The organism is Butyrivibrio sp. MB2005 (assembly GCF_000424285.1).
Taxonomy (GTDB): Bacteria; Bacillota; Clostridia; order Lachnospirales; family Lachnospiraceae; genus Butyrivibrio.
The window spans coordinates 66,720-91,823 of record NZ_AUJP01000020.1 but is presented as its reverse complement, the minus strand read 5'-3'; the positions used below and the strand labels follow the sequence as shown (position 1 = coordinate 91,823).

The 25,104-nt window shown below is 41.9% G+C and carries 28 protein-coding genes, 1 tRNA gene and 1 pseudogene; 23 read left to right on the top strand and 7 right to left on the bottom strand.

The genetic code is table 11. The features are described from left to right. Window positions 1-240: pseudogene (locus G610_RS0112055) on the bottom strand (IS110 family transposase); the annotation flags it as partial. 102 nt (window positions 241-342) lie between these two features. Here G610_RS0112055 and G610_RS0112050 point away from each other — a divergent pair. Continuing rightward, window positions 343-1,644, top strand: a complete 1,302-nt coding sequence (locus G610_RS0112050) for a leucine-rich repeat protein (protein ID WP_026525009.1) — start codon at window positions 343-345, stop codon at window positions 1,642-1,644. A 369-nt stretch (window positions 1,645-2,013) separates the two neighbouring features. Here the strand turns inward: G610_RS0112050 and G610_RS0112045 are convergent, their stop codons facing one another. Continuing rightward, the gene (locus G610_RS0112045) at window positions 2,014-2,706 is read right to left on the bottom strand and encodes a vWA domain-containing protein (protein ID WP_026525008.1); all 693 of its coding nucleotides are present in this window, start codon (window positions 2,704-2,706) and stop codon (window positions 2,014-2,016) included. A gap of 238 nt (window positions 2,707-2,944) precedes the next feature. Here G610_RS0112045 and G610_RS23545 point away from each other — a divergent pair, with 238 nt between their 5' ends. From G610_RS23545 to G610_RS0111980, 13 genes are all read left to right on the top strand, one after another. Beyond that, window positions 2,945-4,195 carry a macro domain-containing protein gene (locus G610_RS23545; protein ID WP_026525007.1) on the top strand — a complete coding sequence of 417 codons (1,251 nt, stop codon included), beginning with the start codon at window positions 2,945-2,947 and terminating at the stop codon, window positions 4,193-4,195. Window positions 4,196-4,359: 164 nt separating this feature from the next. After that, on the top strand, window positions 4,360-4,515 hold the full coding sequence (locus tag G610_RS23100) for a hypothetical protein (protein WP_155831021.1): 156 nt from the start codon (window positions 4,360-4,362) through the stop codon (window positions 4,513-4,515). Between the two features lie 170 nt (window positions 4,516-4,685). Further along, window positions 4,686-5,282: a 2-dehydropantoate 2-reductase gene (locus tag G610_RS0112030; protein ID WP_026525006.1), complete on the top strand. Its 597-nt coding sequence runs from the start codon at window positions 4,686-4,688 to the stop codon at window positions 5,280-5,282. Window positions 5,283-5,294: 12 nt separating this feature from the next. Next, window positions 5,295-6,689 (top strand): MATE family efflux transporter, encoded by a 1,395-nt coding sequence (locus G610_RS0112025; RefSeq protein WP_026525005.1) that lies wholly within the window; start codon window positions 5,295-5,297, stop codon window positions 6,687-6,689. Between the two features lie 121 nt (window positions 6,690-6,810). Further along, entirely contained in the window at window positions 6,811-8,481 is a 1,671-nt protein-coding gene (locus tag G610_RS0112020; protein ID WP_026525004.1) for a glycoside hydrolase family 13 protein, read from the top strand. Window positions 8,482-8,500: 19 nt separating this feature from the next. Further along, on the top strand, window positions 8,501-8,677 hold the full coding sequence (locus G610_RS23095; protein WP_155831020.1) for a hypothetical protein: 177 nt from the start codon (window positions 8,501-8,503) through the stop codon (window positions 8,675-8,677). Between the two features lie 96 nt (window positions 8,678-8,773). Next, window positions 8,774-9,163, top strand: a complete 390-nt coding sequence (locus G610_RS0112010) for a hypothetical protein (RefSeq protein WP_026525003.1) — start codon at window positions 8,774-8,776, stop codon at window positions 9,161-9,163. A 17-nt stretch (window positions 9,164-9,180) separates the two neighbouring features. Beyond that, window positions 9,181-9,351: a hypothetical protein gene (locus G610_RS0112005; protein WP_026525002.1), complete on the top strand. Its 171-nt coding sequence runs from the start codon at window positions 9,181-9,183 to the stop codon at window positions 9,349-9,351. A 195-nt stretch (window positions 9,352-9,546) separates the two neighbouring features. Next, window positions 9,547-10,254: an ABC transporter ATP-binding protein gene (locus tag G610_RS0112000; protein WP_026525001.1), complete on the top strand. Its 708-nt coding sequence runs from the start codon at window positions 9,547-9,549 to the stop codon at window positions 10,252-10,254. Then, window positions 10,255-11,853 (top strand): hypothetical protein, encoded by a 1,599-nt coding sequence (locus G610_RS0111995; protein ID WP_026525000.1) that lies wholly within the window; start codon window positions 10,255-10,257, stop codon window positions 11,851-11,853. Window positions 11,854-11,942: 89 nt separating this feature from the next. Next, window positions 11,943-13,601, top strand: coding sequence for a transporter substrate-binding domain-containing protein (locus G610_RS0111990; protein WP_026524999.1), 1,659 nt, complete (start codon window positions 11,943-11,945; stop codon window positions 13,599-13,601). A 28-nt stretch (window positions 13,602-13,629) separates the two neighbouring features. Beyond that, the gene (msrA, locus tag G610_RS20705; protein WP_035797456.1) at window positions 13,630-14,127 is read left to right on the top strand and encodes a peptide-methionine (S)-S-oxide reductase MsrA; all 498 of its coding nucleotides are present in this window, start codon (window positions 13,630-13,632) and stop codon (window positions 14,125-14,127) included. 47 nt (window positions 14,128-14,174) lie between these two features. Further along, a complete protein-coding gene (locus G610_RS0111980; RefSeq protein ID WP_051197957.1) occupies window positions 14,175-14,588 on the top strand; it encodes a PaaI family thioesterase in 414 nt (137 codons plus the stop codon). A gap of 126 nt (window positions 14,589-14,714) precedes the next feature. Here G610_RS0111980 and G610_RS0111970 read toward each other — a convergent pair whose 3' ends face one another. Further along, on the bottom strand, window positions 14,715-15,566 hold the full coding sequence (locus G610_RS0111970) for an alpha/beta hydrolase (RefSeq protein WP_026524997.1): 852 nt from the start codon (window positions 15,564-15,566) through the stop codon (window positions 14,715-14,717). A gap of 119 nt (window positions 15,567-15,685) precedes the next feature. On the opposite strand from G610_RS0111970, the gene G610_RS20700 reads away from it, so the two are divergent. The 8 genes from G610_RS20700 (at window position 15,686) to G610_RS0111925 (ending at window position 21,544) form a co-directional block, all read left to right on the top strand. Continuing rightward, window positions 15,686-15,916: a DUF1622 domain-containing protein gene (locus G610_RS20700; RefSeq protein ID WP_330368122.1), complete on the top strand. Its 231-nt coding sequence runs from the start codon at window positions 15,686-15,688 to the stop codon at window positions 15,914-15,916. A gap of 231 nt (window positions 15,917-16,147) precedes the next feature. Then, the gene (locus G610_RS0111960; RefSeq protein ID WP_035797454.1) at window positions 16,148-16,813 is read left to right on the top strand and encodes a trimeric intracellular cation channel family protein; all 666 of its coding nucleotides are present in this window, start codon (window positions 16,148-16,150) and stop codon (window positions 16,811-16,813) included. A 51-nt stretch (window positions 16,814-16,864) separates the two neighbouring features. After that, window positions 16,865-17,758 (top strand): phosphotransferase, encoded by an 894-nt coding sequence (locus tag G610_RS0111955; protein WP_026524995.1) that lies wholly within the window; start codon window positions 16,865-16,867, stop codon window positions 17,756-17,758. A 23-nt stretch (window positions 17,759-17,781) separates the two neighbouring features. Then, the gene (locus G610_RS0111950; RefSeq protein ID WP_026524994.1) at window positions 17,782-18,318 is read left to right on the top strand and encodes a TIGR00730 family Rossman fold protein; all 537 of its coding nucleotides are present in this window, start codon (window positions 17,782-17,784) and stop codon (window positions 18,316-18,318) included. A gap of 160 nt (window positions 18,319-18,478) precedes the next feature. Then, on the top strand, window positions 18,479-18,736 hold the full coding sequence (locus G610_RS0111940; RefSeq protein WP_026524993.1) for a hypothetical protein: 258 nt from the start codon (window positions 18,479-18,481) through the stop codon (window positions 18,734-18,736). A 275-nt stretch (window positions 18,737-19,011) separates the two neighbouring features. Continuing rightward, window positions 19,012-19,269: a zinc-ribbon domain-containing protein gene (locus G610_RS0111935; RefSeq protein ID WP_026496157.1), complete on the top strand. Its 258-nt coding sequence runs from the start codon at window positions 19,012-19,014 to the stop codon at window positions 19,267-19,269. A 188-nt stretch (window positions 19,270-19,457) separates the two neighbouring features. Further along, complete coding sequence (locus tag G610_RS0111930; RefSeq protein WP_026524991.1) at window positions 19,458-20,786, top strand: MFS transporter; 1,329 nt, start codon at window positions 19,458-19,460, stop codon at window positions 20,784-20,786. Beyond that, entirely contained in the window at window positions 20,783-21,544 is a 762-nt protein-coding gene (locus G610_RS0111925) for a GNAT family N-acetyltransferase (protein ID WP_026524990.1), read from the top strand. Before G610_RS0111930 ends, G610_RS0111925 begins: the two co-directional genes overlap by 4 nt. A gap of 178 nt (window positions 21,545-21,722) precedes the next feature. On the opposite strand, the gene G610_RS0111920 is transcribed toward G610_RS0111925, so the two are convergent. From G610_RS0111920 to G610_RS0111905, 4 genes are all read right to left on the bottom strand, one after another. Continuing rightward, window positions 21,723-22,274 carry a DUF2087 domain-containing protein gene (locus G610_RS0111920; protein WP_026524989.1) on the bottom strand — a complete coding sequence of 184 codons (552 nt, stop codon included), beginning with the start codon at window positions 22,272-22,274 and terminating at the stop codon, window positions 21,723-21,725. A gap of 9 nt (window positions 22,275-22,283) precedes the next feature. Beyond that, entirely contained in the window at window positions 22,284-22,658 is a 375-nt protein-coding gene (locus tag G610_RS0111915) for a hypothetical protein (RefSeq protein WP_026524988.1), read from the bottom strand. Then, a complete protein-coding gene (locus tag G610_RS0111910) occupies window positions 22,646-23,659 on the bottom strand; it encodes an aminopeptidase (RefSeq protein ID WP_026524987.1) in 1,014 nt (337 codons plus the stop codon). The genes G610_RS0111915 and G610_RS0111910 overlap by 13 nt, the downstream gene beginning before the upstream one ends. 93 nt (window positions 23,660-23,752) lie before the next feature. Then, the gene (locus G610_RS0111905) at window positions 23,753-24,739 is read right to left on the bottom strand and encodes a WYL domain-containing protein (protein ID WP_026524986.1); all 987 of its coding nucleotides are present in this window, start codon (window positions 24,737-24,739) and stop codon (window positions 23,753-23,755) included. Window positions 24,740-25,026: 287 nt separating this feature from the next. Between G610_RS0111905 and G610_RS23090 the strand changes: the two genes are divergently transcribed. After that, a tRNA-Ile gene (locus tag G610_RS23090) sits at window positions 25,027-25,099 on the top strand. Window positions 25,100-25,104: the final 5 nt, after the last annotated feature.

Sequence of the window (25,104 nt, the reverse complement as noted above, 5' to 3'; positions counted from 1 at the left end):
ATGATGATCGGTCAACTGGTGATATAAGGTGTAACCGAGGCAGCCCGCCTCATAACCGCATACGAAGATAGTATCGTTTCCGTAGACGGTGCGAAGGAATTCCAGATACTTCAGGACTTCCTTATAATCTGCGGGTGTTCTTCTGGAATAGGAGCCTTTCTCTTTCTCCAGAGTATAAGCACAAAGTGTAAAACTTTCTTTGTGGACATCCATTCCTACGTAAACTGTGGTATTATTCATTTGTGACCTCCTTTTGTATGCGGTAATCCCTGTTACCATTTGTTTTAGCAACTATAGTATACAGGTAAATCCACGTTGCTACAAAATGGAGGTCATTACATATTGTCTAATGGATATAATCCCGGAAAAGTAACGGTTTATGTTGTATGGAGAGCTGAGAAAAAGGGTATTATCGTATTTGATGTTGAAAAATATAAGAAAGATTCAAATTACGTAGTAAAATCATACTCTACAACAATCAGCGAAAGAGAAGCCAAGCCCCAGGACGTAAAAGTGGAAGTTTCCAATGATCGTACTTACATTTACAGATATAAGATCAGTTGGAAGGATGATGGCTTAAGCCATACGTATAGTTATCCCACTGACCAAGGAACAAGTGGCGGTTTAGTTGGTAAAGGGAGTAACTATATATTAATGACAATGGACGACTATGAGAAGAAGGTAGAACTCAGAACTCTATCTAGGGATTATAGTACTCACGCTGATTCAGAACCTGTGACCTTCACTCTTCCTGCAGTTGATACTAAGGCGTTATTCGACAAAGGTGAGTTAACAATAGATCTGTCAGAAGGTTCTACTGAAGTATCAGATCCTATGGATATGATCAGGCGTTCATTTTATGGTTATGATTCATTAGATTTACTTAAAGTTTTGGTGGTTGCTTCCCCGGATAGAAATGGAAGAAGACGAATTGATTTAGACCTTGACGGAGAAATGGACATTGAAATAGTTGATAGACAGGAGACTGATACATATAAGGTACTGAAGACCAACTCTGTTAAGGATAAAGTCACCTTTACTTTAAGTGATGATATAAAAGCCCAATTCATCAAAGAAAGAATACCGTTTTACTCACCTATGACTATTATCTTTCCGGATGAAAAAAAGCAGGGATCCGGAGGCATGACGGAAGAAGAGTGGTTTAATCAGATAGGTAAGTCAGAGGAAGCTTCGCAGAACCCTACAGGCAAGTCAGCTGCGCCTACAACTGAAGGCAAAGGGACTGATGCAGCAAGCGCTCCCAAGAAGGTAATCGTAGATGACATCACCTATGTAATCGATGTTAACGGAAAAGCTACCGCAGTAAAGATAGACTCCAAAAAGAAGGCGGCCCTTAACACAGTCACTGTAGATGGAAAAACTTACCCAGTTGTAGCTATCGCAAATAATGCCTGCAAAAATAACAGTAAAATCAAGACTGTCACCATCGGATCAAACGTAGAGTCAATTGGAAATAAAGCGTTCTATAAATGTAAAAAGCTTGGTAAAGTAACTATCCAGGCAAACAAATCCTTGAAAATAGGTAAAGGCGCTTTCAAGAAGATTAGCAAGGACGCTACCATAAAGGTTAAGGGTGTAAAAGGTAACACCAAGAAAAAGCTTATAAGAGCTATAAATAAGTGATTATATTAGTTATAACCAAGTAATTGTATTTCTGTAAGTATAAGTCATATAGAATAGAACACGAAAAAAGCCGGTTTCAAACCGGCTTTTTTCGTAGTGTCGTCCTTTCGCGTGGAGAAAAAACTCCTTTGCAGTGGATGATTTGTATATGTGATATCTTCGGGTGAAGCATCGCCGCCCTGAATATCTTTCCCCTCAACAGTGAACCGCAGGCTTTATTCCTTGGCTCCGGTAAAGCATCGCTACCTTTGCTGGAATGTTATCCTTTAAGACTTTAGACTCCACCTTGGTAAAGCATCGCTACCGTGGCTGTCCTTGTCTTATGTTCTGAGTTAATAATACTCTTACAAATATCACAAAAGTATCACACTATCTGTTTCGAACACTACGCTTGCCACTTCTCTTTTCATAGTCATCACGGATATCCTCATCCCATGCGCAGCGGTTAAGTTCTTCTTCAGCGTCCATTGCGGTTTCTGCCATCATTACTGAGCAGACTGCCTTTGAAACTCCCGCGTAGACATTCGCTGTTCCGATATCATCACAAACATAATTGACCGCTCTGTCCTTGCGGATGCCATACTTCTGAGCTTCTGCGTATGCATCGATATTTGCTCCGATAAAAATAAACTCCCATCCATACTTCTTTTGCTGTCTTTTTACCATCTTTTCGATTTTCTCTCTGGAGTACCTGCAGCTTGCATTCTCCATTCCGTCTGTAGTGATGACAACGATTGTTTTTTCAGGTCTGTCCTCTTGCCTTGCATATTTATGAACATTCCCAATGTGATGAATCGCCCCACCTACTGCATCAAGCAGTGCTGTACAGCCTCTGACATAATACTGTTTGTCTGTCATCTTCTCAATCTTTTCAATCGGAACTCTGTCATGGATCACTTCGCACACATCATCAAAAAGCACTGTTGATACGACTGCCTTTTCTCCTGTTTTCTTCTGCTTCTCCATCATGGAATTAAATCCGCCTATGGTATCCGGCTCCAGCCCACCCATTGATCCGCTTCTGTCCAGAATATAAACAATCTCTGTATAACCCTTACTCATCTTGCTACCTCCTTCGCAACAATCATTTTCTTTACACTGTCATGTTACAAAAAAGGCAGTAAGAAATGGTCAACCCGCAGGCGACCATTTAAACTTGAAAAGCATGGTGAAATTTAGATATGAAGAAAACGCCATGCACACATTCACATTGACGGCTGAAAGTGCGACAAGCACAGGATGTGATACAATGATGATTGAATCACACTAAAACACTCATATTGAATGAGGGGAATAGATTATGCCATTTTCCATAATCAGAAATGATATTACAAAAATAAAAGCAGATGCCATCGTTAATACAGCGAATCCTGCTGTTGCCATAGGTGATGGAGTTGATGCTGCAATATATAAGGCTGCGGGAGAGGAGAAGCTCCTTAATGCCCGCAGGGAGATTGGAGTTCTTAATCCAGGTGAAGTTGGGATTACTCCGGCATTTGATCTTGATGCGAAGTATATTATCCATGCCAGCGGGCCATGGTGGGAAGGCGGCGATCATGGTGAGGCGCAGCTTCTTAGGCAGTGCTATGACAGGTCGCTTATGCTTGCAGCAGAGAATGGATGCGAGTCTATTGCTTTTCCGCTTCTTGCGACAGGAACTTATGGATTTCCCAAGGAGCTTGGAATTCAGATTGCAATTGATGCGTTCACACAGTTCCTCTTAAGTCATGAAATGGAGATTACGCTGGTTGTTTTCGGTGAATATGCTTACCATATTTCCGGTAAAATCTTTGATGATGTTAAGAGTTATATAGACGAAGAGTATGTAAGCGCTGCTCTTGAAGATGAGTATTACTATGACGGCATACCGGAAGGGCACTACGGACCAAGTGATAGAGAGTCAGGCAGGCGAGGGTTCTTACTTAATACTATAGAGGCCATGGCATCAGCAATGCCCTTTAGTGCAAAAGAAGCTTCCAAGAAGAAAGAGTCATTTGGCGATTTCGAAGATATGATGCTTGGCGCGGGAGCTGAAAAGACACAGCTTCCGAATGAAGATTTCAAAGCTGAAACGGAAAAAACACCGGCTCCTAATGAAGATTTCGAATTTGAGGCGGAAGAAGCTGAGGACGAAGAGTGCGAATGCGAGATGATGTTTCTTGCAAAAGAGGAGGAGCCCCAGTCTCTTGATGATGCTCTTAAGGGGATGTACACGGATTCCTTTGAGAAGCATCTGCAGCAGCTGATAAACAAGAAGGGTCTTAAGAATTCGGAGATTTACACCGCTGCCAATATATCCAAGCAGTACTTTTCAAAGCTCTTAAAGGGCCAGGTTAAGCCCTCCAAGGAGAAGGTACTTTCACTGGCTGTGGGACTTAGATTAAATCTGGATGAGACTGTGGATTTCCTAAAGCTTGCTGGATATGCGCTGTCTCCCATCTCTCAGACGGATGTTGTAGTGAAGTATTTCATTGTCCGCGGGGACTATAGCGTTATGAAAATAGACATAGCGCTCTTTGATTACGGGCTTGAGCCACTGTCGAAGGGATGACGGAATTTCAATAAAAATATAACTTATTTTGACAAATCAGTGTAAAGCGGACCGATATGAGTGTATCATACGGTCTGTTTTTTTGCGGGTGGTATATATATTATCAGAAACCAACAACATACCACGTGGTAATAAAAAAGAAACTAATGAAAGGGGGATCCATTATGAGATTTCACGACGTACAGGACTTAACAAAAGATTTGAAGAGCGAACAAAGAAATGCAACATATGAAAAATTGCATGATGAGTTCCTCAACAGACTTTCAGTATTTAACAACAACAAGAGAATGACTCTATTCGGCGCATCCTTTTTCTTCTAATCAGTAAAGGATCGAAATATAGAGATGAAAACGTCAGGACTTTTTTCGGAAGGTTTTGACGTTTTTTTAGTTCAAAATCTGAGAAGTCATCATGACAGTAATGATATTGATTTAATTCCTGAAAACTGTAAACTTAGATATGGAAGATTTAATAAAGGAAACTAAACAGAATGAAAATATATGTTGATTTTGATGACTGTCTTTGCGAGACAGCAAAGAGCTTTTCTGATCTTGTAGTAGGGCTTTTCGATATACACGTGCCCTATGATAATATGAAGTATTTTAATCTCCAAAAGACTTTTTCACTGACAGATGAGCAGTATGAACACATGATGATAGAGGGGCATAAGCCGGAGGTACTTCTTTCTTATGATGAGACACCGGGAGCCTCAACCACCATTAACAGCTGGATTGATAAGGGGATAGATGTTTCTATCATAACAGGGCGCCCTGCAAGCGCTTATGAGCCTTCAAGGCAGTGGCTTGATGAGCATAATCTGGAGAGGGTTAATCTTTTTTGTCTTGATAAATACGGCCGCGATAACTTCATAAAAGGCAGCTCGTTTACTCTTAAGCTTGAGGATTATTATAAGATGCACTTTGATTATGCGGTGGAAGATTCGCCCATGGCCTTTGGGTTTTTTAGTCACCTGCCGGAATTAAAGGTGCTTGTTTATGACAGACCCTGGAACCGTGATTGCGAGTTCCCTGAGGGTGATTTCAGACGTTGTAATGATTGGGAGACGATAAGAAATATAGTGGGGTAAAGGAAATCAAATATGCGCAGTAGAGGATTTGACTGGAGAGATTTTCTTAAGAAGGTTGCAGTGATAGCAATACCTGTTGCACTGCAGAATTTACTTACTACCACCGGTTCAATGGTGGATACAATGATGATCGCATCGCTGGGGCAGATGGAAGTCGGAGCGGTGGGACTTTGTGCGCAGTTTTCATCACTGATGTTCAGTGGCTACTGGGGATTTGTAGGCGGAGGAATGCTTTTCATATCCCAGTACTGGGGAGCGGGGGACGATGATGGAATTAACAGATCTTACGGTCTTACGCTGACCTGTATGATGACTGTTGCTGCGCTGTTTTGTTTTATGGGGACTTGTTTTCCGCAGCTTGTCATGAAGCTGTACACGGACAAGGAGTCCATTCAGCAGATTGGTATCTCATATCTTAGAATTGCAGGATTTTCATATCCGCTTATGGTATTATCCATGGCCATGGCAGTTATGTTGAGGTGCACGGAGAGAGTGAGAATACCGCTGTACAGTTCTATAGCGTCAGTTCTGACAAATGTATTCCTTAACTGGGTATTGATATTTGGACATCTGGGCTTTAAGCCCATGGGTGTTCGCGGAGCAGCTCTTGCTACAGTGATTGCTCAACTTGTAAGCGTGGCTGTTTTGACCATTCTTGGAATTCACAATAGGCATCCTTATCTGTTGGCAGTTAGCAGGCACTTTGGATGGAAAGGTAAATTTATCGGTGAGTACTTTAAAAAGTGCGCGCCGATCATTGCCAACGAAGTTCTTATCGGACTTGGTAACATGGTAATAAATATAGTTCTTGGAAGGCAGCCGGAAGAAGCCATTGCGGCCATCGCTGTTTTCAGAACTCTTGAGGGACTTGTAATAGGATTCTTTGCAGGCTTTTCCAACGCATCCTCCATTCTTGTGGGAAAAGAGGTTGGAAGCGGCAACATCGATACAGCTTATGCAAGGGCATGGAGGCTGGTTTATCTGTGCCAGTCTGTAATCGGTCTTGTGGTGCTGTCACTGGTGGCGCTCCATACACCTATTTTGACACTTATGGGAATGAGCGGAGAGAGCTTCAGAATAGCCTTTGGATTCCTGTGTATTTACGCTGTTGCTGCATTTATCAGAATGGGCAACTGGACTCAGAACGACACCTTCAGGGCAGCGGGAGATGCAGCCTACGGAACGATCTTAGAGATTACTTTCATGTGGGCTATGGTTATACCCCTTGTCTGGTCAACGGGTATGATTTTTAAACTTCCTACACTGGTGGTATTTGCCTGCTGCTACATGGATGAACCCATTAGATATATCCTTATGCAGGTTCATCTCTACAGAGGAAAATGGATTAAGCCCGTTACCCCTGAGGGCATAGCGGCTATGAAGGGCTGGAAACCGAAGAGAGGATAACGCCGCAATAAATATTTAGGGTAGAAACCGAAAAGATGCGGCACCCGTGTTTTTAGAAAAAATCCGGCAGTGGCCGGCAGAAATAGCATACATGACAATATTTTCTTAATAAGGAGGGACTATGGACAGACAGTGGTGGAAAAATGCTGTGGTATATCAGATATACCCCAGGAGTTTCAAAGACAGCAACGGTGATGGAATCGGCGATCTTAAAGGCATTACGGAAAAACTCGATTATCTTCAGAATCTGGGTGTGACTATAATCTGGCTTTCTCCGATTTATAAGTCTCCCAACAAGGATAACGGTTATGATATCAGTGATTATCGCGACATAATGACTGAATTTGGCACCATGGCTGATTTTGATGAGATGCTTTCTGAGGCCCACAAGAGAGGGCTTAAGATCGTTATGGACCTTGTAGTTAATCATTCATCTGATCAGCACAAGTGGTTTTTAGAGAGTAAAAAATCAAAGGACAATCCCTACAGAGATTACTACATCTGGAAGGATCCGGTTGATGGCCACGAGCCCACCAACTGGGGTGCATTTTTCAGCGGCTCTGCATGGCAGTTTGATGAGACCACAGGCCAGTACTATCTGCATCAGTTCGTACCGGAGCAGCCTGACCTTAACTGGGAAAATCCAAAGGTACGAGATGGCGTTTTTGACATGATGAACTGGTGGTGTGAAAAGGGAATCGATGGCTTTAGAATGGACGTTATCAGTCTGATTTCCAAGCCCGAAGTTTATGAGGATGGTCCTGTAAGACCCGGAGAAAAGTACGCGTTTTGCGGAAACATCACAGCAAACGGACCTCACGTTCATGAGTATTTGAAGGAAATGAACCAGAAGGTTTTAAGTAAGTATGACCTTGTTACCGTAGGAGAGGCAGCAGGCGTAACCATAGAAGAAGCCAAAAAGTATGCGGGCTTTGATTCCAAAGAGCTGAACATGGTATTCCAGTTTGAGCACATGGATCTTGATTCCGATGAGCATGGCAAGTGGACCATGAAGAAACTGTATCTGCCTGACTTAAAAGAGAATCTCACAAAGTGGCAGAAGGAACTTGCAGGTGTTGCATGGAACAGTCTTTTCTGGGATAACCACGACCAGCCGAGAATCGTATCAAGATGGGGCAATGATTCCGATGAGTACAGAGAAATATCTGCCAAGATGCTTGCTACCTGCCTTCACATGATGCAGGGAACTCCTTATGTATATCAGGGCGAAGAGCTTGGAATGACCAACTATACATTCAAGGAAATCTCCGATTGTGATGACGTAGAGGAGATAAACATCTACAAGGATCTTGTTACGGATGCCAAAGTTTACACCCATGAAGAGATGATGAATGTCATCAGCGCTAAAGGCCGCGACAACGCAAGAACACCCATGCAGTGGGATGATAGTGAAAATGGCGGATTTACCACAGGTAAGCCCTGGCTTAAGGTTAATCCCAACTATAAGAAGATCAATGCGGCAGCAGAGGTTGATGATCCTGATTCAGTATTCAACTACTATAAGAAGCTCATAGGTCTTCGTAAGGAAAATGACATTATCGTTGATGGCACATATGAGCTCTTAGAAGCAGCAGATGAGAATCTCTTCATTTACACAAGAAGTCTTAACGGCAGAAAACTTCTTGTTGTATGTAACTTCACAGATAAGACTCTGGATGTTCCAAAGAGTATTGAGACTATGACAGGAGGAGATATACTCATCAGCAATTACAAAGGAAAGGCATCTTCTATCAGACCTTACGAGGCAACAGTTTTTGATCTGAAGGATTAAGTATTGCCCGTTTGGAAAAATGAATATATACTATCCGAGGAACAAAGGCATTGGCCAGAATGCATACCTTGCAGAGTTCATTCCTACACCTTCCGCAGCAGAGCTTGAAGATGAGGAAGTAGTAACAGATGAAACCGAAGGACTTATGGATTTTGGTGAGTTAAAAACTAAATATTTTTATGTGATAATACTGTGACATAGCTTTTGCTAATCTATATTCAAGATAGAAAACAACAGAATCGAAAGATTCTAAAGGATATAGGGACTTCAAGATTTAAAGGAGGTAAGGGCTATGTCAACATTTGCAAGAACACTTAAAGCAGAGCAGCTTTTCATAATGAGAGAGCACAGAGAAGTTCTCCTTGGCAAGGGTCAGTCAATAAATGATGCTTCAACAGCAGATATCCAGAAGCTCATGGCAGATGCAGGCCGCAGGATAATGGTAAAACAGATAAGCTTCGAGCAGCTTCAGCAAAAACTCGCAAGAAGAGTAAGAGCTGAAAAGATGATGCATAGAAGCCATGTTAAGAATATGATCAGATCACTCAAAGAAAAGCGTGAACTTGAGCGCACTATGAATAGTGAGCAAAGAAGACGAGAATATGAGATAATGAAGGAGCAGGAAAGATTACGCCTTCGTAAGCCCATGGAGAAATCCATGACAGAAGGCATGGCTATGTGATAGAAAGGGTGCTTCATATGGAGACTTGGTATTACGTTGTGGAAAGTATTGACGGCGATTATGCGAATTTAAGGAGAACGGATATTGAGTCCGATGACCTTAAGCTTGTGGCAAGAGCTCTTTTACCTGATGGAATAGCGGAAGGAACTCAGCTTAAATACGAACTGATGCAGTATACAATAGTATAAGGCAGTATGGCAGCCATAGTTTTTGGCTCCGATAATGAATTTATAATGCGGTGTAAAACAGACCATTATCCGTGCAGGATGGGTCTGTTTTTTATTATCTGCTATTTTATTGTCAGAGTACTGTGAAAGGAAAACACACCCTTAAAATGACGTAACTGTTAATGACAAAAGTAGTAGATAAAGGGGGATTTTGAGATGTTAGAAATAAAACATTTAACCAAAACCTATGGTGATAAAAAAGCCGTAGACGATCTTAGCCTTGAGATCAAGGAAGGAGAGATCTTTGGCTTTATTGGACACAATGGTGCCGGTAAAAGTACCACACTTAAGAGCGCCGTAGGTATCCTTAATTTTGATGAAGGGGACATTCTTATAGATGGGATTTCCATGAAGTCAGATCCCATCCGCTGTAAGAAAGACCTTGCTTACATTCCGGATAATCCGGATCTGTATGACTTCATGAGCGGAATCAAATATCTGAATTTTGTCGGAGATATATTTGAGATACCCTCAGATCTTCGAAACGACAGAATCAGAAAATATGCGGATCTGTTTGAGATCACAGATGATCTGGCACTTCCTATCGCAGCATACTCTCACGGAATGAAGCAGAAGCTTGCACTTATTTCGGCATGGATGCATGATCCCAAGCTCATAATAATGGATGAGCCCTTCGTGGGTCTTGATCCGAAGGCATCACATCTTCTGAAGGAAATGATGCGAATTCACTGCGATAAGGGCGGTGCAATTTTCTTTTCAACCCATGTACTTGAGGTTGCAGAAAAACTCTGTGACAAGGTTGCCATAATCAATCACGGCAAGCTTATAAAAGTCGGAACTATGGATGAAGTCAAAGGCGATGATACATTGGAAGATGTTTTCCTTGAACTGGAGGCGGTCTAAATGCTTAGGACTCTACTTAAAAAGCAGCTATTTGAAGTATTCAAAGGATATTTTTACGATGCGAAGAAAAACAAGATGCGCTCACCCCTCGCTATCGGAGCGTGGATTGTATTTTTCTTTGTGATAATGGTGGGACTCCTGGGAGGGATGTTCCTTGCATTATCATTTACTTTATGCGGCCCGCTCATTTCTGCAGGGATGGACTGGATGTATTTCCTTATGATGGGCGGAATGGCGATTCTGCTTGGCTGCTTTGGAAGCGTGTATAACACATATACCGCTTTGTATCTTGCAAAGGATAATGATTTACTTCTTTCAATGCCAATTCCTGTTCGCAAGATTGTAGGTGCCAGACTCCTTAATGTTTATCTTATGGGAACCATGTATCTGGTGACGGTTATGATACCCATGGATATTGTATATCTGATGGTTACCGGGGTATCAGCCATGAAGCTGATATGTATGCTGTTGCTGTTCTTTATCCTGTCATTTTTTGTTCTTGCCCTCTCGAGTCTGCTTGGACTATTTGTGGCAAAGATAAGTCTTAAGATAAAGAATAAGAGTTTTGTAACTGTGGCTGTTACACTGCTTTTTATAGTTGGCTATTATTTCTTTTATTTTAAGGCGGGAACTTTTATCAGAGACCTGCTGCTTCATGCACAGGAATACGGCGAAAAGATAAAAGGTGTGGCTTATGTTCTTTATCTCTTTGGCCTTATCGGAACAGGTGATATTGTCTGTGCAATCGGCTTTACAGTGGTGGTTTCTGCTGTGGTTATCTTTATCTGGATGAGGATGCTTAAGAGCTTTATGGCCATTGCCACTGCTACAGGAAAAGTAAAAACTCAGCGCTATGTTGATAAGAAGGTTAAAGAAAAGAACCTCTTCGGAGCAATGCTTTCAAAGGAGCTTACAAGATTTACATCAAGTCCCAACTATATGCTTAACTGTGGCCTTGGAATACTTCTTATTCCTGCAGCGGGAGTTTATTTCCTTTTGGAAGCTAAGGAGTTTATGCCTCTTATAAACGAAGCTATGGCAGATCGCCCTCAGTGCGCAACAATCCTTGTGTGCATGGCGCTGTGCCTTCTTGCTTCGATGAATCTTATGGCTGCACCATCTGTTTCGCTGGAGGGAAAGAATCTTTGGATAAGCCGGTCGCTTCCTATAAAGCCCTGGGTATCGTTGGCAGCAAAGGCAGGACTTCAGATTATCCTTACGGGAATACCGATGCTTTTGGGAAGTATAATGACAGCTATCGGCGCTGATGCACCTTTGGGAGAGAAGGTTTTACTGGTGCTTATGCCTATGGTATTTGTTCTGTTTTCGGCAATACTTGATACCATGATAGCAGTAAAGATGCCGATCCTTAGCTGGACAAACGAGATTGAGCCAATAAAGCACAGCGGCGGAGTATTTCTTGCTATGTTTGGAAGCTGGGTTATCTGCGTGATATTTACTGCATGCTATATGTTCTTTGGATATCTGGCAGGGAACATGGTTTATATGCTTGTCTGGACAGTGGCTTTCGCAGTTCTTTCAATTGCAGTTGCATTTTGGTTAAGGACCAAAGGGGCAAAAGAATTCGCAGCACTTTAATTTTATTATAAAAGAAAGAATACTTCTGAAATTCTCCATCTTTTGTTATCATAGATATGTATGATTAGAGAGAGGGAGAATTTTTATATATGGGTTGTTGTCGCAAATGGGGAAGCCTTTTTGCAGGTATTGGAAAAAGGATTATTTGTTTTTCTTTTTTGATTGTTCTTATAACTGTTTTTATAAGTCCTTTGTCTGTAAGAGCAGAGGATGGCTCTTTGGCAGATCCAGAAGATAAGATCATAAGAGTCGGATACTACGAGAACGAAGTTTTTGAGGAAGGTGCTGCGGTTGGCGCCGTTAAAACCGGTTATGCATACGAGTATTATCGTAAGCTTTCCGAATACACAGGCTGGAAATATGAATATGTCTATGGGAGTTTTCAGGAGCTCTACGACATGCTGGTTAAGGGCGAGATAGATCTCATGGCGGGACTCGCCTGGAAAGAGGAGAGAGCATCTATTATCGCATATCCCGACGAGCCCATGGGTAATGAGACCTATACTCTGGTAAAACATGACAGGGATGGCACGGTATCAAGGAATCCCAAGACTTTAAGAGGGAAAAAGATCGGCGTTTTACGAAGCGCCATGGTGGATGAGCTCGAGAAATATCTTGTGGCAAGCGGTACCACCGCAAAGGTTGTGATATTCGAGGATTATGATTCTCTTTTCACAGCTTTTGATACCAAGGAGATCGATATTCTGGCAGCTGAGGGCTATGGTACCCGTGAAAGGGAGCATGCCGAGGTTATCAGTAATTTCGGTGCCAATGATTATTATCTTTGTGTAAATATTAAAAGAAAAGATATTTTGGATGAGCTTAATTATGCACAGCTTCAGCTTTCTGTGGAGGAACCAAGTTATTTAAGTACTCTTAGAAGTAAGTACTACGCATCCACAATCTCAAGTCGTTCTTTTTCCGAATCTGAAAGGACCTGGATGAGCGAGCATTCAAGCCTGACTATTGGCTATCTTGAGAATTATCTGCCCTACAGTGATACCGATGAAGAGGGTAATGTGACTGGTGTAATAAAGGATCTGATTCCCACTATTTTGGAAAGTTTAGATATTTCCGGAATAGATGTAGGTTATGTGGGGTATCGCAGCTACGATGACATGATTTATGATGTTACAAGAGGCGATATTGATGTGGCTTTTCCTGTGGGAGGCGGCCTTTACTATTCCGAGGAAAACGGGATATACCAGTCAAATGCAGTGATTTCAACATCCAGCGATCTGGTTTACTTAGGAGAATATAACGACGATGTGGTTACTCATTTTGCTGTAAATGAAAACAACAAGATGCAGTACTATTACATCGAAACTAATTTTCCCGGGGCTGAGGTAAGCCTGTATCCTTCGATAGAGGAGTGCCTTGATGCTGTTCTTGCGGGAGAAGCAAATGCGACCACACTTAATGGTCTTCGTGCAAACGATATTTTAAGGAACAGAAAGTATTCGGGCCTTTCCCTTAAGCAGCTTAGTATGGCTGATGACAGGTGCTTTGGAGTAAAGATAGGAAATGAAGGACTTCTAAAGCTCCTAAACCGCGGAGTGAATATCATCGGTCCTGAATATGCGCGGAATATGGCCTATCGCTATGCGGGTCTTCTTTATTCGTATTCAAACATGGATATGTTTAAAGATAATGTATGGCTGTTTCTTTCAGTGATTTTGGTTATTGCTGTAATTGTAATTTTGATCAGATTGTTAAGGACAAGGGTTCAGCTTTTCAGAATGATCTGATGGCTTTAAGTAACGGAGGAGAGTAATTATGGAAACTATTTATTTTGCAGGCGGGTGCTTCTGGGGCACTCAGAGATTTTTTGACCAGTTTGACGGTGTTATCAGTACTGATACGGGCTATGCCAACGGCTCCACCGAGAATCCTACCTACGAGGAGGTCTGCAATGATTCAGGTCATGCAGAGACAGTGAAGGTTGAGTTTGACAGCAGCGTTATCACACTTGATGAGCTGATCGGATATTATTTTAAGGTCATTGATCCCACATCAATTAACAAGCAGGGCGGAGATGAGGGAATTCAGTACCGCACAGGAATTTACTACACAGATGATTCTCAGCTTCCTGTTATCGAGAAAAGAATGGCTGCTCTTGAAGAGGAGCTTGGACAAAAGAGTGCCATAGAGGTTAAGCCCCTTGAGAATTTCTATAAGGCAGAAGAGTATCACCAGAAATACCTTGTGAAGAATCCTCAGGGATACTGCCATATTCCGGCTATTATGTTTGAGATTGGCAAGAAAAAGTCCTGATCTTTTTTATAAATATTGGGTATTTATGATAAATGCAGGAGGCGTTTATGGGAAGCGATAGCGGAAGTGATTATCCATTAAGCAGGTTGCGGAATCCCTTTATGGAATATAACAACATAGAGATTGTGGAGATATCTCCCGAGAAAAGCGTTCTTAAGGCCACCATAACGGAGAATTCCTGTAATCCATACGGGATGGTTCACGGCGGTCTTTTGTATACACTTATGGACTGCGTCGCGGGAATAACGGCCAGAGCCGATAATCACAATTATGTGACCCAGAACGTCTATGTGAATTATCTTTCAAATACAAAGGACGCAAAGGAGATTTTTGCCGAGAGCAGTGTAATAAAGCGTGGTAAAAGTGTTGTGGTTATTCATGCAAGGGTGATAACACCTGATGGTAAGCTGCTTTCAGATGGCAACGTGGACATGTTCAGGTTACCGGATAAAGACCAGTAGGGGGATATGCCATGCAACTAATAGATACTTTTCCTACAAACAGTATTAAAAATTTTTCATACAGAAGAGGGCGCGTGCTGCCGTTTGGAGCATCCCTCTATCATGATGGTGCAGTTAACTTCAGTATCAATTTTTAAAGAAGACCTGAAGTGCATGGTACATGTGGAGCTGCCATGCCTTCATATCGTGAACACCGCCGGAGATAATGAAGAAATCGTAGTTCTTATCCTGAATCAGCAGGTCGCTCTTAGCAACTGCTTTTTCCATGATATCCTTGTGCTCCTCGAAGGCGATGTCCTTATCGCCGTTGCAGCAAAGCATGAACTTAAGGTCGTAGCCATTTTCTTTGCCCTTTTCAAGTGTCTCGCAGATTCTCTTAACCTCAACCTCGTGATCACCGAAGGGGCCGCAGCATCCTGAGAAAGGACCATACCATGCAAACAGATCGAAGTTATTGTAGAAAGCAGCTCTGTAGGTGGTCATTGAACCAAGAGAAAGTCCTGCAAAAGCGCGATGATCTCTTGTCTTAATGAGATTCTCCTCAGATACATCTTTTCCTGAAAATCCTGCATACTTGCTCTCGGCTGCAGGAATCAGGTCTTTGCGAAGTTCGTGACAGAAGTTTTCACATCTGGACTCATCCTTGGTGTGCTTGTCATCCTCATCGTGATAGAAAGTAGGTGTTACAACGATGCAGGAATCGCAGAGCTTTTTCTCTATCATGTTATCAAGTATTGTCACAGTGTCAGGGAAAAGCTTAAGCCACCAGTCCTGTGTAAATCCGCCGCCATGCAGCAGGTAGAGAATGTTGTAGTTTTTGGTTTCATCATAATCATAGGGAAGATATACCCATGCTTTTTTGTGAAGAGTTCTGTTCTCTTCATCATAAGTGTTTGAATCGTACTCAAGCAGCTCGACGCGGCCCTTCTTTTCCGCTTCTACGAGCATTTCCCCCGGCATTTCAAAAACGTAATCCATTGTTTTTTGCTCCTCCTTTGGTTCAGGCTATTTTGATTGGACTTAGGCCCGGATTTTGTCTGTATCCATGGCCATCGGCGCATTCTGCCCGAACTTATAATAGTATCATATACCCTTGTGTGAAGAGCTTCATTTACTGGATAAAGAAAAATGATGCCATAAGACTTGAGCTTGCCCAGGGCATAGCACTTGCTTTGGAATTTAAGCTTGGCGGTGAGGTTTTAAGAACAGTTGTTGTTCGTGAATGGGCTGAGCTTGGAATCCTGGGAGCTATCATAACTTTGAGAGCTGCTCTGACTTTTCTGATCCATTGGGAGATCAAGAACGAGGAAAAGGCTTTAGAAAAATAACACATGAATTTATATATTGAACTTAAATGCAAACAGCTCAAGACCAAAAGTCCTGAGCTGTTTTTCCATGAAATCAAGCAAAAATGATGCGACCCCATGACAGAAAAGAAGAAGACAGACAAAATAAAAAATGCAAAGATGATATTACTGTCAGGAACAGTACAAAACAAGCTAAAAAAGGAGTATCATAGAATACGCTGATTAAGAATTTTGGGGAAGGTATTTGGGGAAATGTCAGTACTTCTTTTAGGAATTTTCGATTTTATAGGCACAGTTGCCTTTGCTATATCCGGTGCGATCACAGGCATCCAGAAGAGGATGGATATATTCGGTGTTAATATTCTTGCCATTCTGACGGCTTGCGGAGGCGGTCTTATGCGAGATATTGTCATGGGCAATTTTCCGCCGCAGATGTTTATTAATCCTTTTTATGTTTTGGTGGCAGCCATTGTTGCCAATATTGTTTTTTGTATAATGTTTTTCCATAAAGGCGTACCTGAGAAGTTTACAGGTATCTATGACAGGGGGCTTTTCGTATCCGATACTCTTGGGCTTGCGGCATTTATGGTTGACGGTGTCATGATCGGAGCAAACTTCGGTTACGCTGATGATCTGTTTCTCCTTGTTTTTCTCGGCTTTATCACAGGTGTCGGCGGAGGCGTGCTTAGGGACGTTCTTTCCAATCAGATGCCTGCTATTTTCGTAAAGCATGTTTATGCCCTTCCCGTAATAATTGGCGGAATTCTCATGGTTTTCATGCACGAACTTTTTCATGCCTGGAATGCTGCGATGGTATGCAGCTTTGTCCTTGTGATTTTGCTCAGAGTTCTGGCAAGACATTTCCTCTGGAATCTGCCAAAAGTGGACCACGGGGACGTGGTTAGTGGACCAAAATAAAGTGGACCAGGGGGACGGAGTCAATTTTATTGATTATTAGGAGAACCGGCGTTGGCAGGGATACAGAGTCAATTAGATTATTTACTGAAAAATTGGGATCTTGATAATCCGCATATTCAAGAACAGCTAGAGGAAGATATAAAAAGACCTGTTTACAAAATAAAAACGAATTCTGGATTTTATATTTTAAAGGGATTTTCTTGCGAAATGCCTGAAACTGTTATATCGAGTAATGTTCAGGCACACTTGTTTTTAGGAAATGAAAAGGGCGTAGCACCAAGAATTATCCCTGCGAAAACAGGTAAATTCTATATATGTGACGGCGATTTTTGGCTTTATCTTATGGAGTTTATTGATGGCAGGCAAATGCAAGAGACTCCCGACGATGAATACATGATCGGTAAAGCATTGAGGCAGTTGCATAAGCTGGAAGGATATAACATTAAATCTCCTTTTACTCAGAGCAAAATGCGTTTTTATGAATGGTTCAGAGATCGCAGCTTTGTCAAAGAATTCGATGCAATTCTGGACGATATCCCCGATTTTGAACAATTGGATCAATGCTTTGTTCACACCGATATAGGTCCACATAACGTAATGCTAAGCGAGGATGGCAAGGTGATATTTGTCGATCTGGATGACGCCGGAATTGGCAGTAGATATCTTGATCTTGGGTGGCCTTTCATCATGCAGTTTGTAGACTTTAATCATGATACCGAAGAGATGAATTATCGCTTTGATCTGGCTAAAAGCTTCCTTAGAGGATATTACGGTGAAGAAGAATTGACGAAAGAAGAATACGATCTGATCTTTTATGGCGCAGAACAGATGCACATTTCATACATGCAGACTTATGGTCCATATGCTGTGGATTCTTTATGGAAGATTCTAAATTTCGGCATAGATAAAAAAGATACACTGTGGGATATGATTACTTGTAAGTAGCAATATCAGGAGGAAAGATGCTGATGAATATTGTGGTATATTGCGGGTCAACAAGTGGGAATAATGAGAAGTTAACAGAGTCAGCAAGGACACTGGGCAAATGGATAGGCGAAAACGGACACACTCTTGTTTACGGCGGGGCCAGCAAAGGCCTCCTGGGAGCTGTAAGTGACAGTACTTTGGAAGCAGGCGGCAAAGTCATAGGTGTACTTCCCGACGTTCCACAGATTCAGGAGAGGAAACATCATGGCCTTACTGAGTACATAGAGACTGCCACCATGGCTGAGCGAAAATCCAAAATGATCGAACTGGCAGATGCTTTTGTGGCTCTCCCCGGCGGCATTGGAACCCTGGATGAAATCACAGAAGTAATGGCTCTTGGGAGTCTTGATATCACTACCTGTCCCATCGTCTTTTTCAATACAGACGGATATTATCAGCCATTTAAGGGCGTCATTGATAATGTCATAAATAACGGCCTTGGACAGAAGGAGTACTTTAGAAGGGTTCTCTTTTCTGAGGATATGGAAGAGATAGCGGAGTTTATAAGCAAGAAGTGATATCATAGATTTATCAAATTGATGCTGGAGTTAGTGCTTGGGGCGATAATGTGGTAAGTGGTAATGCTAATGCCGGGATTGATGCTGAGGCAGTACCTGGTTTTATTGCTGTTGTGGCTATTTGGTTTAGCCTTGTTGAGGCTTTGGGGGAGAGCTTGTCATGAAAAACATCAGACATCAAGTAGAAGAAAATTATTTCACGCAGACATATTTTGGCGTCGAAGACGGGAGAGAATATATAACAGTCTCAGTCAGGTGCCCATTGGAGTTGGCGAAAGACTACGCGGCAGCAGTATTGAAATGCAAGGCTGAAGATATCAAGGTCATTTCCGGTTTCTGGTATGCAGACGACGAGGATCTGTACGATAAAGACCCAAAGATCCCTTGCAGCAGAGTCCGGGTGTTTTATAGGGGATGAAGAAAATATTGAAGAGATATTATAAAAGAGTATAAATAAGTGAATAATATGTGGTTTATCAAGGCGGGAAGAAATTCCTGCCTTTTTATATGGGGAAATACATACCGCCAGTATGTGGATGAGTGATATTGGAGAAAAGTTGCAGATAAAAAATCCATTTAATTATCCTTTAAGCCGTAGTTTATGAGTGTTTTAGATATGTGAGGGATAATAAATATATATCATGGAATAATATGTGTTTCTGGAGTTGGATTGGCAGAAAGGCAGGTGTTTATATGAATTGTCCTAATTGCGGTCTTGATTTAAATGGTCATGAGAGATTTTGTCCTAACTGCGGATATGGCCTGAAAGGTGAACAGTACAGAGCGCAGGTTCCTACGCAGGCGCCTGCGCCGGATAATAGTGAAATATTGGCAGAGCTTAAGCGAATCAACATGCAGCTGGAAGACGGAAACAGGCAGAGAGCTAAGCTTGCGGATGCACTTGGACAGCTTATTTCCAGCGGAGCATTGTTGAACTTTTTGAAGAGATAAATTGTATTATTCATAGTATAACTAGAAAAAGAGCATCGCTTCGGCGGTGCCCTTTCGTTTATGTTGAGTGAATATATAAATTATTAGTCTCAGGGTATGGGGTATTGAATTAAAATGGACCCCGTCCCCCAGGTCCAAAATAATGTAGTATGATATTTATAGAAAAAAGTGAAATGGGGGGTTCAAATATGCATTCTGATTCTAAGAAGAGTACAGTATCGTTCTGGTCATTCGTGTGGCTACTGGGACTTGCCGGACAGCTTTGCTGGAATATGGAAAACCAGTGGTTTAACACCTTCGTGTATGCAAAAATCGCAAAGGATCCGACTATTATCTCGTGGATGCTGGCAATATCTGCCATGGCAACAACGGTGTCCACATTTTTATTCGGATGCATATCCGACAGAAAAGGAACCCGAAAAACGCTTATATCAGTTGGGTATATTTTGTGGGGAATCTTTACAATTCTTTTTGGAACAACGGAATTTCTGAGGAATCAGGAAAATCAAAATGCTTCCATCATAGGTGTTGCATTTGCTGTCATTGCAGCTGACGCAATCATGAGTTTCTTTGGCTCCATGGGAAATGATATAGGTTTTAACGCCTGGATCAACGACTACATGACTCCGGAAAACTCGGGAGCATTGGGTGCTGCTCTTGCAGTTCAGCCTGTCATCGGAACGATCGCAGGAACAATTCTTGGCGGTCTTCTTGTAGGTGCAGATGACAATTACATGCGACTTTTTGTGGTAATTGGTGGAAGCGTGATATTGCTCGGATTGTATTCTCTTTTTGGAATGAAGGATGCCGAGTCTCTTCGCCCTTCTGTTAAGGGAAGCTTTTCACAGCAGTTTTTCTCTATTTTCAATATAAAAGAATACTTAAAGCACAGGGAGCTTGTCTTCGTAAACTTGATGCTGGCAGTTTACTTTATTTCTTTCAATGTTTATTTTTCACATCTTGGAAACTTCATGATCTATTATCTTGGATTTACGGCTGATACCATGGGCCTGATCGAGGGCGTGGGGCTTCTTATCGCCATGTTTACGACCATTCCTGCAATTAAGCTTATTCAAAAAGGAAAATCAGCGCTGATAATTTTGGTAGCTATCATTATCAATTCCATAGGCCTTTTAATAATCGGCCTGCTTGTATCACCCACTAACGTTGATCCTTCCACTATCTGGAATCCGCATCTTTTGGCAGGCGTGCTGTTTGTAGGCATCGGATACATGCTGTTTTTGCAGACCATAACTGTTTGGTCAAAGCGCCTGTATCCTGAGGATTCAAGGGGCCAGTTTGAAGGTATACGTATTATTTTCTACGTCCTTATACCCATGGTGGTTGCTCCGCTTATCTCGAATCCCATCATAAAAAGAAGCGGCGAGTTTGTGGATGAGTACGGCTTTACAGAGTATCTTCCTACAAACTCAGTGTTTATTGCAGGATTTGTCGTAGTTCTGTTAACCATCATTCCGCTGTATTTTGCACAAAGAAAGAGTATGGAAAAATCATGAAAAAACTCACAGACTATGGAAAAATAAGTCGCCTGACTGATCAGATTAGCGTTGAAAAACCATATCCACTTTCAATACTGGAAGGGATTCAAAACGGCGAAATATTTGTGGATGATGTGGACTCGCCAAAGGTTGCACTTATCTGGCACTATTGCGGGTTTGCCAACATCCTTGGCGACTACAATGAGAGATTCATTGAAGAAACTGTGTCAATGATGCGAAAACCACTTGATGGTCACTCGGGGCGTCTGGCGCTGCAGGCAGAAAACGATCTGAAGTTGCAGGAGATGATACTGAAAACGCCGGGAGTTTCTAAATATGATCGATATATTTTTGAATTTCGTGGAGAGAAAAATGTCACAGCACCCGTCACGGGATTAAAGACCAAAGAAATAAACGCAGATAATTACGACTTGATGAGGGGATGGATAGTTCCGACATTTTCATGGGAGAACAAGAATGCCTTTTTGGAAAAAGGATTTGGATATTTTTTGATCGAAGACGGACGTATGGCAGCTTGTGCGTTTTCTGCCGGAGTCTCAAAGGATTATGTGGATATCGGAGTGGAGACGGCAGAAGAATGCCGGGGAAAAGGATATGGAAAAATCGTTGCTTCGGCAATGGTAAAGGAAACGCTTCGAAGAGGGAAAACACCTTCATGGGGCTGCGATACAAGGAATGAAGCATCCATGAAAATAGCTTGCTCTGTCGGATTTGAAATAATCGGAACACATCCATGGTACAAATATGAAGGTTGATAACATAAAAATTCCCTCCGCTATTCATCTACTTCTTCCAGTCTCGCATTGATCTGATCAGTTGTGGTTGCCACTGTATCCATACTTGCTGACAGCTCTTCGAGGGCCGCAGAAGTATTGGTGATGTTGTGTAGTAGTTTTTGTAATAACGGATGAATATGTTTTACTTAAGTTACCTCTAGGACCATCTTTTATATTGATTCTTATCGCGAACCAGAAGTTTTTCTGCGACCATATCGCGACGAAGCGTACAGAAATCGTCATGAAAATCAGCGATGATGATATTTACCTCGCGCTCAGTGTAGCTGCGATCTGGTTCAAAAGCTTTAGCGATTTCCTCAAGAACAATGCGTTCTTTTTTTCGCTGGGTAGGAATGCTTTTAAGCTTGCCATATTCAAAGAAGCTGTCTATTACCTTTTTTCTGTAGTTTTCGTCTCGCTCTGCCTGCAGATCTTTTTCCTCAGACTCTTCTCTTAGAATGTCCAAGATTGATACGTTAAAGACATCGTCATTGATGGAGTAAATGGTATAGTACTGTTCTTTTCGCGATTTTACGGCTCCGACATCCACAAGCTTTTTCAGGTGAAAAGAGATGGTGGCGGGGGTTAAGTCTAATCGCTCGGAGAGACGCTCTACGTACATTTCTTCCTCAATGAGAGACTTTAAAATCTGTATTCTTGATTTATCTGCAAGACATTTGAAAAGAGCAATTGCCTGTGATTCAGTCATGTTGCCTCCTTAAAAGAGATCTTCAGTCTTTTCCAGAATCTCGGAAACTGCAGAAAGCTTGGCTTCTTCGATCAGAATTTTGTAACTGTCATCATGCGCTTTGGCCTGCTCAAGGGATTTTTGCCACTGGCCTGTTATGTTTCCAAATGTTGATAAAAAGGTATCTTTAACATTGCCGTCAGAAGCTTTCTTGGTCGCTGCTCCAAACACGGCTTTGCAGATATCATAGATATTGGATTTGGCCTTTAAGATGTTGCTCTCGTCCATCCTGTCCTGGGATGCCAGATCCTTGACCTCTGCCAGCACTAAGGCCTTTTTCTCATCAAGAAAATCAAATAATTCTTTTTCTTTCTCGTTCATCAGATAATTCCTTACTCTTTCCAAATATATTCTCCGTGGCCGATCAGATCGTTGTGGAAGTCAGCCTCGTTAGTTCCTCCAAACATTGTGTTATCGCCAATGCCAAGATGGAAGGTGCCTATCATTTTTTCATCCAGAACTGCGCAGCCGCAAAGGCTTGTAACTCCGGGATTCATGCCAAATCCAAGCTCGCAGACAGTGACGTTTTCAGGGCCGAATTTTTCAATAAGGGCGTTAAGTTCATCGTTGTTTGAGCTTGTAATAACGCCATCTTTTATGGAGAGTACAACCTTGTCGAAATCATGTCTGGCTCTGGGGTTCTCCGGATCAGGGAGATATATCTTTTCAAAGAAAATCTCACCGTTTGTCTGATTCTCCATGGGTGCGATGTTGATCTCACCGCAGGGAATATCACCGTCTCCCGCATCAATATCCCATGATCTGTCTCCGAATGAAATTTCGAGGCTGTAATTGTCACCGGTTTTAATTGTAACACCACTGAAACGGCTGTTGGCAGATTTGAGTTCCTCGCATTTCTGTCTGAGGGAATTATAATCTATATCCATTGCAGCTTCCATGCGAGCTTTGTAATCTTCAGGGGCAAGGCCCTCTTTTGAAGCCATAACCTCAGTGGGAACGCGAAGCTGAAGCATCTTCTTTTTGGATGCGCATGTCTGGAAAAGTCTACCCATATATCCGCCGAGAAGTCCCATTTTTTCAGGATCAAGCGGCTTGGTAAGAACGCCCACAGGTCTCTCCATAAGGTCGATGATCACATCAGCATCTTCGTACAATTTGAAAAACTTGTCGCTATAGGTGTGCTCGGTGGCATTTTCATTGATAAGCTGACTAATACTGAGGTTCTGTACCACCATTACCGGTGTTGCGCCGGCAGCAGCTATCTCAGCCTGAAGAAAACCAATATCCTCACTGAAGCTGTCATTCATCCAGTACTGAATAAGTACAAGGTCTCCGGTTTCTATGCTTGATGCAGCGACTATTTTTTTATATGTATCTCGTTTCATAATATCCTCCTCACAATTTCTAATTAGATGATTATCTAAATATAAACACATCTATTATTTTTGTCAATATAATATTAGTGAGGAGAGGTTTTTTTATTTACTATATTCTCTGAGGGCATAGTAATAGTATTTGCGCAGATTTTCCTTAAGTGAAGCCGGTTCTATTACTATGGCATCCCTTCCAAAACGCTTGAAGTATTCTTCAAGCTGCAATTCGGGCCAGTCAAAGTAGTAGAGGTCGCCGTCTATCTTTGACACAAGAGGCCTGTTCTTGGTGACAACCTTAAATTTTCTAACTCCATATTTATTTAATTTGATGACAGCAGATACCGTTTTCGATACTGATTGAGGGCTCCGGATAGCTTTTTCCTGGAGCTCTTTTTGCAGCTCTGAATCAATTTCAAATTTATCTGATGTTACGAAGGCACTCCTGATTCTTGAGATTCTGAAGGTATGCGGAGTGCGAGTACGGGCATCGCAACACAGAAGGTAGTTGCATTGTTCTTCTTTAGAAGGTGCAATAAAGTAAGGCTTCACAGCAAAGGATTTGTCATCCTCAGAAGATGTTGTTGTGAAGGTGAGCACACGACTTTCCTTAAGCGCTTTTTCTATATCTTCGTAGGTATCCTTAAAAATGATGGCTTCTCTCTGGCTCCTTGGAATGGACAGATATGAATTGAACATGTCCTTAAGATACTGCGAGAGGGAAGTATCACGTAGCATGTTGTTTTCTATAATTCGGATTATGTCATAGGATGATCCGCTGACAGTCAATGTAACAGCTATATTTTTGGAACTGGATATCCTATCGTTCTTTATGTATGTGCTGACGATTTTATCTGCCAGATGGGCAGCATCTGCATCAGATATGGATGTCATCTCTGTGAGATCGCTCATTATGTTGTTTAACAGAGCCTCGCTGTCATGCCTGTATTGATCGAAGTAGTTGACGATCAGGATTTTCAGGAAGGCATTGAGGTTTACAGTTTCATCCTTCTTAGTGAATTCAAAAAGCTCTGCATCATTAATAAGTCTTGATCTTGTATCCTCGGATAAATAAATTTTATATTTCTCAGTCATGGCATATCTCTTAAATGGGGTTGTAAAAAAATAAATATCTATGTGTTTTATGTGTTTATTGTATCATATTGGGGGTTGTGATATGTATACTAACTGCATCTTTTTATATCCAATTATCTGGGCTAAGATAAAATCACAGAAAGGCGAAAGACACATACAGCAATTTGGTTGGCACAGTCGGATTTCGGTTCGGCTCTGTGGGTTCAAATCCCACCCTTCCCTTTTGGGGAAGTGTGTCTTGTAAGGCTGAAATACAGTAATCAAATAGATACGAACAGCAATAATTCCAATGGTTCGCTACATGGTAGCACCTGGCTTATAACCAGGCATTCGATGGGTTCGAATCCCATCATCTATTTAAAGGT

Bases quoted from the DNA above. Each gene is read 5' to 3' on its own strand.
- G610_RS0112045 (WP_026525008.1), bottom strand. From the start codon at position 2,706: ATGAGTAAGGGTTATACAGAGATTGTTTATATTCTGGACAGAAGCGGA.
- G610_RS23545 (WP_026525007.1), top strand. From the start codon at position 2,945: ATGCCATTTTCCATAATCAGAAATGATATTACAAAAATAAAAGCAGAT.
- G610_RS23100 (WP_155831021.1), top strand. From the start codon at position 4,360: ATGAGATTTCACGACGTACAGGACTTAACAAAAGATTTGAAGAGCGAA.
- G610_RS0112030 (WP_026525006.1), top strand. From the start codon at position 4,686: ATGAAAATATATGTTGATTTTGATGACTGTCTTTGCGAGACAGCAAAG.
- G610_RS0112025 (WP_026525005.1), top strand. From the start codon at position 5,295: ATGCGCAGTAGAGGATTTGACTGGAGAGATTTTCTTAAGAAGGTTGCA.
- G610_RS0112020 (WP_026525004.1), top strand. From the start codon at position 6,811: ATGGACAGACAGTGGTGGAAAAATGCTGTGGTATATCAGATATACCCC.
- G610_RS23095 (WP_155831020.1), top strand. From the start codon at position 8,501: ATGAATATATACTATCCGAGGAACAAAGGCATTGGCCAGAATGCATAC.
- G610_RS0112010 (WP_026525003.1), top strand. From the start codon at position 8,774: ATGTCAACATTTGCAAGAACACTTAAAGCAGAGCAGCTTTTCATAATG.
- G610_RS0112005 (WP_026525002.1), top strand. From the start codon at position 9,181: ATGGAGACTTGGTATTACGTTGTGGAAAGTATTGACGGCGATTATGCG.
- G610_RS0112000 (WP_026525001.1), top strand. From the start codon at position 9,547: ATGTTAGAAATAAAACATTTAACCAAAACCTATGGTGATAAAAAAGCC.
- G610_RS0111995 (WP_026525000.1), top strand. From the start codon at position 10,255: ATGCTTAGGACTCTACTTAAAAAGCAGCTATTTGAAGTATTCAAAGGA.
- G610_RS0111990 (WP_026524999.1), top strand. From the start codon at position 11,943: ATGGGTTGTTGTCGCAAATGGGGAAGCCTTTTTGCAGGTATTGGAAAA.
- msrA (WP_035797456.1), top strand. From the start codon at position 13,630: ATGGAAACTATTTATTTTGCAGGCGGGTGCTTCTGGGGCACTCAGAGA.
- G610_RS0111980 (WP_051197957.1), top strand. From the start codon at position 14,175: ATGGGAAGCGATAGCGGAAGTGATTATCCATTAAGCAGGTTGCGGAAT.
- G610_RS0111970 (WP_026524997.1), bottom strand. From the start codon at position 15,566: ATGGATTACGTTTTTGAAATGCCGGGGGAAATGCTCGTAGAAGCGGAA.
- G610_RS0111960 (WP_035797454.1), top strand. From the start codon at position 16,148: ATGTCAGTACTTCTTTTAGGAATTTTCGATTTTATAGGCACAGTTGCC.
- G610_RS0111950 (WP_026524994.1), top strand. From the start codon at position 17,782: ATGAATATTGTGGTATATTGCGGGTCAACAAGTGGGAATAATGAGAAG.
- G610_RS0111940 (WP_026524993.1), top strand. From the start codon at position 18,479: ATGAAAAACATCAGACATCAAGTAGAAGAAAATTATTTCACGCAGACA.
- G610_RS0111935 (WP_026496157.1), top strand. From the start codon at position 19,012: ATGAATTGTCCTAATTGCGGTCTTGATTTAAATGGTCATGAGAGATTT.
- G610_RS0111930 (WP_026524991.1), top strand. From the start codon at position 19,458: ATGCATTCTGATTCTAAGAAGAGTACAGTATCGTTCTGGTCATTCGTG.
- G610_RS0111925 (WP_026524990.1), top strand. From the start codon at position 20,783: ATGAAAAAACTCACAGACTATGGAAAAATAAGTCGCCTGACTGATCAG.
- G610_RS0111920 (WP_026524989.1), bottom strand. From the start codon at position 22,274: ATGACTGAATCACAGGCAATTGCTCTTTTCAAATGTCTTGCAGATAAA.
- G610_RS0111910 (WP_026524987.1), bottom strand. From the start codon at position 23,659: ATGAAACGAGATACATATAAAAAAATAGTCGCTGCATCAAGCATAGAA.
- G610_RS0111905 (WP_026524986.1), bottom strand. From the start codon at position 24,739: ATGACTGAGAAATATAAAATTTATTTATCCGAGGATACAAGATCAAGA.